This window comes from Pseudonocardia sp. N23, from assembly GCF_002583555.1.
Classification (GTDB): domain Bacteria; phylum Actinomycetota; class Actinomycetes; order Mycobacteriales; family Pseudonocardiaceae; genus Pseudonocardia.
Genome location: NZ_BEGX01000105.1, coordinates 15,583 through 20,483, shown reverse-complemented (window position 1 = coordinate 20,483; position 4,901 = coordinate 15,583). Strand labels below are relative to the sequence as shown.

6 protein-coding genes are annotated in these 4,901 nt (G+C 72.9%); all 6 read left to right on the top strand.

Translation table 11 applies throughout. The features are described 5' to 3' along the window. Window positions 1–63 precede the first annotated feature (63 nt). A complete protein-coding gene (locus tag TOK_RS23160) occupies window positions 64–480 on the top strand; it encodes a hypothetical protein (RefSeq protein ID WP_098960108.1) in 417 nt (138 codons plus the stop codon). Next, window positions 477–836: a hypothetical protein gene (locus TOK_RS23155; RefSeq protein WP_098960107.1), complete on the top strand. Its 360-nt coding sequence runs from the start codon at window positions 477–479 to the stop codon at window positions 834–836. Before TOK_RS23160 ends, TOK_RS23155 begins: the two co-directional genes overlap by 4 nt. Beyond that, window positions 833–2,701: a type IV secretory system conjugative DNA transfer family protein gene (locus tag TOK_RS23150; RefSeq protein WP_098960106.1), complete on the top strand. Its 1,869-nt coding sequence runs from the start codon at window positions 833–835 to the stop codon at window positions 2,699–2,701. The genes TOK_RS23155 and TOK_RS23150 overlap by 4 nt, the downstream gene beginning before the upstream one ends. Window positions 2,702–2,796: 95 nt before the next feature. Beyond that, window positions 2,797–3,471: a hypothetical protein gene (locus TOK_RS23145; RefSeq protein ID WP_098960105.1), complete on the top strand. Its 675-nt coding sequence runs from the start codon at window positions 2,797–2,799 to the stop codon at window positions 3,469–3,471. Then, the gene (locus tag TOK_RS23140) at window positions 3,468–3,890 is read left to right on the top strand and encodes a hypothetical protein (RefSeq protein ID WP_172457731.1); all 423 of its coding nucleotides are present in this window, start codon (window positions 3,468–3,470) and stop codon (window positions 3,888–3,890) included. The genes TOK_RS23145 and TOK_RS23140 overlap by 4 nt, the downstream gene beginning before the upstream one ends. Further along, complete coding sequence (locus TOK_RS23135) at window positions 3,887–4,825, top strand: hypothetical protein (protein WP_098960104.1); 939 nt, start codon at window positions 3,887–3,889, stop codon at window positions 4,823–4,825. Before TOK_RS23140 ends, TOK_RS23135 begins: the two co-directional genes overlap by 4 nt. The last annotated feature ends 76 nt before the right edge of the window (window positions 4,826–4,901 follow it).

Here is a 4,901-nt window from a genome sequence, read left to right as displayed (position 1 = left end):
ATCGCCCTGGGTATCCGGGGCGCCAACCCCGAACAAGATCGATCTTAAGGACACCGAGATTAGATGAACACCCACCCGAACACCCACCACCCCGACACTCCGGAAGCGGTCCGCGAGGCCGCGGCCGGCGCGAAGGCCTGGCGCGCCGCGGTCCACGCGCAGCGCACGGCGGAACCGGATCACTCCGACTTCTACGCGATGACCGCAGACGTGGTCGACACCCTCGCGGCGGTGGCGAACCTGGCAGAGGTACTGGCCTGGCAGGTCGCCCACTACGGCGACACCCGCCCCGTCTACGACGACACCGGAGAGGTCGACCCGCGCGAACGCCTCGACGCCGCGGCGATGGACCTGCACGAGCTCGCCGCGCGGCTGCGCAGCGCGGACCGGATCGCGAACACGTTCTGGTCGCGGATCGGCCACATCGGCATCGATGACGACGCCTCCGTGTCGACGTCGAGCGCGGGGGTCTCGCGATGAACGCGATGGTGTCGTCTGTCGCCGCGGCGGCAGGGTTGCAGTCGTGGGCCCAGGGCCATGCCCCGCACGTCGCTGCGGCGGTCGGGCTGTTGGTGGACCACGGGGTGTGGTTGCGCCGCCGAGATTTCCGGGAGGTGTGTGTCGAGCTGGCCCCGGACGGGGAGTGCTGGATCGACTGGCCGGCCGCTCGGGAGGCGCTCGAAGCACGCGAGTTCGCGGCGTCGACGACCGAGACCGCGGTGCTGGACCTGGCGCTCGCGCTGGGGGAGAACCGCTACCGCCTGTCGCTGATGAACCTCTCCGAGTCCAGGGCGGTCGTGGCAGCAGTCGCGCGCGCGGCGGGAGTGTCGCGATGAACCTGTGGACGGTTCTGCTCCCGCTCGCCGCTGTCGCCGGTGCGGCGGTGGCGGCCAAGCGCGGCGCGACGGTCCTCGCAATCGGCTTCGGGTTGTTCGCACTGCTGCCCCTGATTGCGTTGGTGTCGGTGGTCGGGCTGCCGGTTCTGCTGCTGGCCGCCGGTGCTGCCGGGGTGTGGGTGTGGCATCGGTGGACCCGGTCCTCGGCCACGGTGAACCGGTGGGGCTCACGGGCCCGCCGCAAGTCCGGTGTCGCCTCGACCCTCGACGTCCTCCGCCACGCCGGTAGCGGCGCGATGCGTCGCCGCGCGGCCGCGGTCCGCCCCTCTCTCACTGGCCTTCGGCGGCGGGAGCGGTGGCGGCTGCCGGTGCCCGAGGTGGCGGTGCGGTTGTGCCGCAGCGGGTTGTTGTGGGTGTGGTCCTCGGTCGAGGACGTCACCCTCATTTTCGGTGGCCCCCGCACAGGGAAGTCGGGGTGGTTGGCAGGGCAGATCCTCGACGCCCCCGGTGCCGCGCTGGTCGCGTCGACCCGCGGGGACCTGTTCGACCTGACCTCGACGGTGCGGGCGGGTCGGGGGCCGGTGTGGGTGTTCAACGCCGTCGGCCTCGCCGGCCTGCCCTCGACGGTCACCTTCGACCCGGTGTCCGGATGTGCGGATCCGGTGACGGCGGGGGAGCGGGCCACGGACATGCTCGCCGCCACCACCCGCGCTTCCGGGTCGGGGGATCGGGAGTTCTGGGACGCCCAGGGCCGCCGCGTCCTCGCCACGCTCCTGCACGCCGCCGCGCTTGGCGAGAAGTCGATGCGGGACGTGCTCGGGTGGCTCTCGGATCCGGAGGCGGCGTCTCGGGAGGTGACGGTGCTGCTGCGCCGCAGCAGCGAACCGGCCTTCGAGCTCGACCTGGGCCAGTTCCTCGGCACGAACGACCGCACACGCTCGTCGATCACCTCGACGATCATGCCCGCCCTCGGGTGGCTCACCAGCCCCGCAGCGTCGGCCGCCGCCGGACTCGGCGACGAGCAGGCGCGGGCGCGTCCGCTCGACGTTGACGAGCTGCTGGCCACCAACGGCACCGTCTATCTGCTGGGTGGTGAGGAGGCGCAGGTGGCACCGTTGGTGTGTGCGTTGACCGGGCACATCGCCCGGGCGGCCCGCCGCACCGCCGCCACCCGCCCCGGCGGGCGCCTCGACCCGCCGCTGCGCCTGGCCTTGGACGAGGCGGCGTTGATCTGCCCGGTGCCGCTGGAGAGTTGGACGGCGGACATGGGTGGGCGTGGGGTGAACATCATCTGCGCGTTCCAGTCCCGCGCCCAGCTCCTGGCCAGATACGGGACTCATGATGCGGCGACGATCCTGAACAACTCGGGCTCGATCATGGTGTTCGGCGGCACGAGGGATCGGGACGATCTGCAGTTCTGGTCCACGTTGACCGGCGAGCGCGACGAACCGGCCGACACCGTCGACCCGGCCCGGCACACGACGGCGCGGGCGACGCGGAAGACGGCGGTGCTCTCGCCGGCGCAGATCGCGAACCTCCCGGCCGGGCGGGTCCTGGTCATCCGTCGCGGTATCCCGCCGGTGATCGGGCGGGCGCAGATGATCTGGCAACGCCGCGACCTCCGCTGGACCGAGTTCAGCGACGACCACCCCGAGCTCGTCGAGCACTTCGAGCGGATCGCATCGTGGTGGCGGACGCTCCCGTTCCGAATCAGCCGGCGTCTGCAGCGTCGCGAGGTGGTCCGTCCGATCCGCGGGGTGCTCACCGCCGGGCCCCACGAGTCGGCTCCTGGTCGGCCCCGCCTGGTTGTCCTCGACGCCGGCCCACTCGATGACGCAGGCGACGACCAGCGCCCGACCGGCTGACCTACTGCCGCACCTGCGCTGCTTGCGGCCAGACCTGCCCCGCACCGGGGTGGGTCTGGCCGGGCACACCGACGAACCTCTCCAGGAGAACTGCCATGAGTCCGAACACTCCGCCGGCGAACCCGGCCGCGGGCGAGGACGGCTGGTCCGGGCCGGTAGCCGGGCTGGCCCGGCTCGTCGACGGCCTGCGCCGCGACATCGACCCGCTCACCGGGCTGCCCGGCCGAGTCGAGGAACTTGCCGAGGTTCTGGCGCGGCTGTCGGAGACCGTCGCCTCGATCGCGACGCGCCGCAACGCCGGGCCCGCACCCTCATGGCTGCTCGCTCCCGCCAATCCCGAGGACACCACCTCGATCCTGGAGGACCTCGCGGCGTGGATGGGCGCGATCTACCTGCGCTACCCCGACGGCGCCGCGGTGCTGTCGGACTGCTGGGCATGGCACCCCGACGTCGTCGAAGAACTGGTCTGGCTGATGCACGCCTGGTCCGCCGCCTACCAGGGTCCCGCCGCGTCGGTCGCTCTGGCGGGGGACTGGCACGACCGCCAACGCCCCGGGGTGGTGCGGCGCATCCGCCAAAACGTCGGATCGTGCTCGATCGAGCGCCACCAGACCCGCGCCGGCCGCGCACCCCTCACCGCGACCGCCCCGACGGTCCCCGCGGCCGGGCAGCTCGCCCAGCTCGCCGCCTGGTGGGCAACCGCCCGCGACAGCGCCCCGCCCGAACCCGCCGACCACTCGGACAACGCCACGAACGGAGCCCGGACATGACCACCCACGACACCCGCCCCACCACCGCGGCCCCCGCGACCACCTCCGCCGGGTCGAGCCCGCGGCGATCGGTGCTGATCGAACGCGACCTCGACGCCATCGAGACGCTGCTGGACGGCTGGATCACCGATGCCGGTGGCGTCGACATCCCGTTGCTCGGCACCCCGGAGTGGGTCGCGGCCGAGGAGACGACGCAGCTGGCGGGGGTCGCGGTGTTCGTGCTCGGGTGCCTGGTCGAGCGCGAACCGCTCGTCCTCGCCGCCCGCCTCGCCGCGGAGATCGCCACCGTCCGCTCCGTCCGCATGGCCGCGGCCCGGCAGGCCTCGCACGCGATCTCCGCCGGCGCCGACTGGACCGCGCTCGCGCAGCGGCTGGTCCAGCGCGACCGGCTCGCCCGACACGACCGGCTCCGCCGATGACCGCCCCGCACCACACCAGCGAACACGACGGCGAGAGCAGGTGGGTGCTGTGGCTGCCCGGGCTGATCGTCGCCCTAGGCGCCGCCGCCGCGACCGCCCACGGTCTGTTCGAGGTCGCGGTCGCCGCCCGGGTCCCGACGCCGATCGCCTGGATCTACCCACTGATCACCGATGGCCTCGCCGTCGTCGCCTACACCGCCACCGCACGCCTCACAGGGTCCGCGCGCGGCTACGCCTGGGCCGTCGTTGTCCTCTCCGCCGGCCTGTCCGGCCTCGCCCAGGCCGTCTTCCTTGCCAGCGACGTCCCCGCACCCGGCGACGCCGGCGGGAGTCCGGGGCTGGCGGTGTCGGGGGCACTGCGGTTCGGGATCGGGGCATGGCCGGCGATCGCGGCCGCGCTCGCCGCGCACCTGCTCCACCTCCTCGCCGCCGCCCCCACCAGACCCCGAGCGCCAGCAGCCGACGAGCAGCGTTCAGCTGTTCAACACCCGGCTCAGGGTTCAGCGGTCACCGTTGACCAGGTCCCGTTGAACAGTTCAGAGCACCGTTCAAGCCGTTCAACCGACGAGCCCGACGCCCTGACCGCGCCCCTGCCGATCCTCGAACCCGCACCCGAACACCAGCCCGAGCCGGACCGCGGCACCGCGGTGGTCACCCCGTTCATCGGGCGCAGTGAACGCACTGAACGGGTGGGTGGGAGGGGCGCGGAGGCGCCCGCGCGCGACCGCGCGCTGGCTGCTGCCGCGCGGCTCACCGCCCGCACCGGAGCTCTCCCCACCGTCTCCGAGCTCGAGTCCGAAGCCCAGGTCTCCCGGGGCACCGCCGCCGCGGTCCTCAAGACCCTCCGCGAGGACGACCCCGCGTCCACGACGCGGCGCTCCGCCGTCTCGAACGGCACTCAGCACCTCAGCACCGACGAACACGAGGACTCCTAACCATGACCAGCGCAGCTCCCCAGCACCGACCCAGCACTCACCTCAGCAAGGACACGACAACGACCACTCAGCACTC

Coding starts and splice junctions, on each gene's coding strand:
- TOK_RS23160 (WP_098960108.1), top strand. CDS start 64: ATGAACACCCACCCGAACACCCACCACCCCGACACTCCGGAAGCGGTC.
- TOK_RS23155 (WP_098960107.1), top strand. CDS start 477: ATGAACGCGATGGTGTCGTCTGTCGCCGCGGCGGCAGGGTTGCAGTCG.
- TOK_RS23150 (WP_098960106.1), top strand. CDS start 833: ATGAACCTGTGGACGGTTCTGCTCCCGCTCGCCGCTGTCGCCGGTGCG.
- TOK_RS23145 (WP_098960105.1), top strand. CDS start 2,797: ATGAGTCCGAACACTCCGCCGGCGAACCCGGCCGCGGGCGAGGACGGC.
- TOK_RS23140 (WP_172457731.1), top strand. CDS start 3,468: ATGACCACCCACGACACCCGCCCCACCACCGCGGCCCCCGCGACCACC.
- TOK_RS23135 (WP_098960104.1), top strand. CDS start 3,887: ATGACCGCCCCGCACCACACCAGCGAACACGACGGCGAGAGCAGGTGG.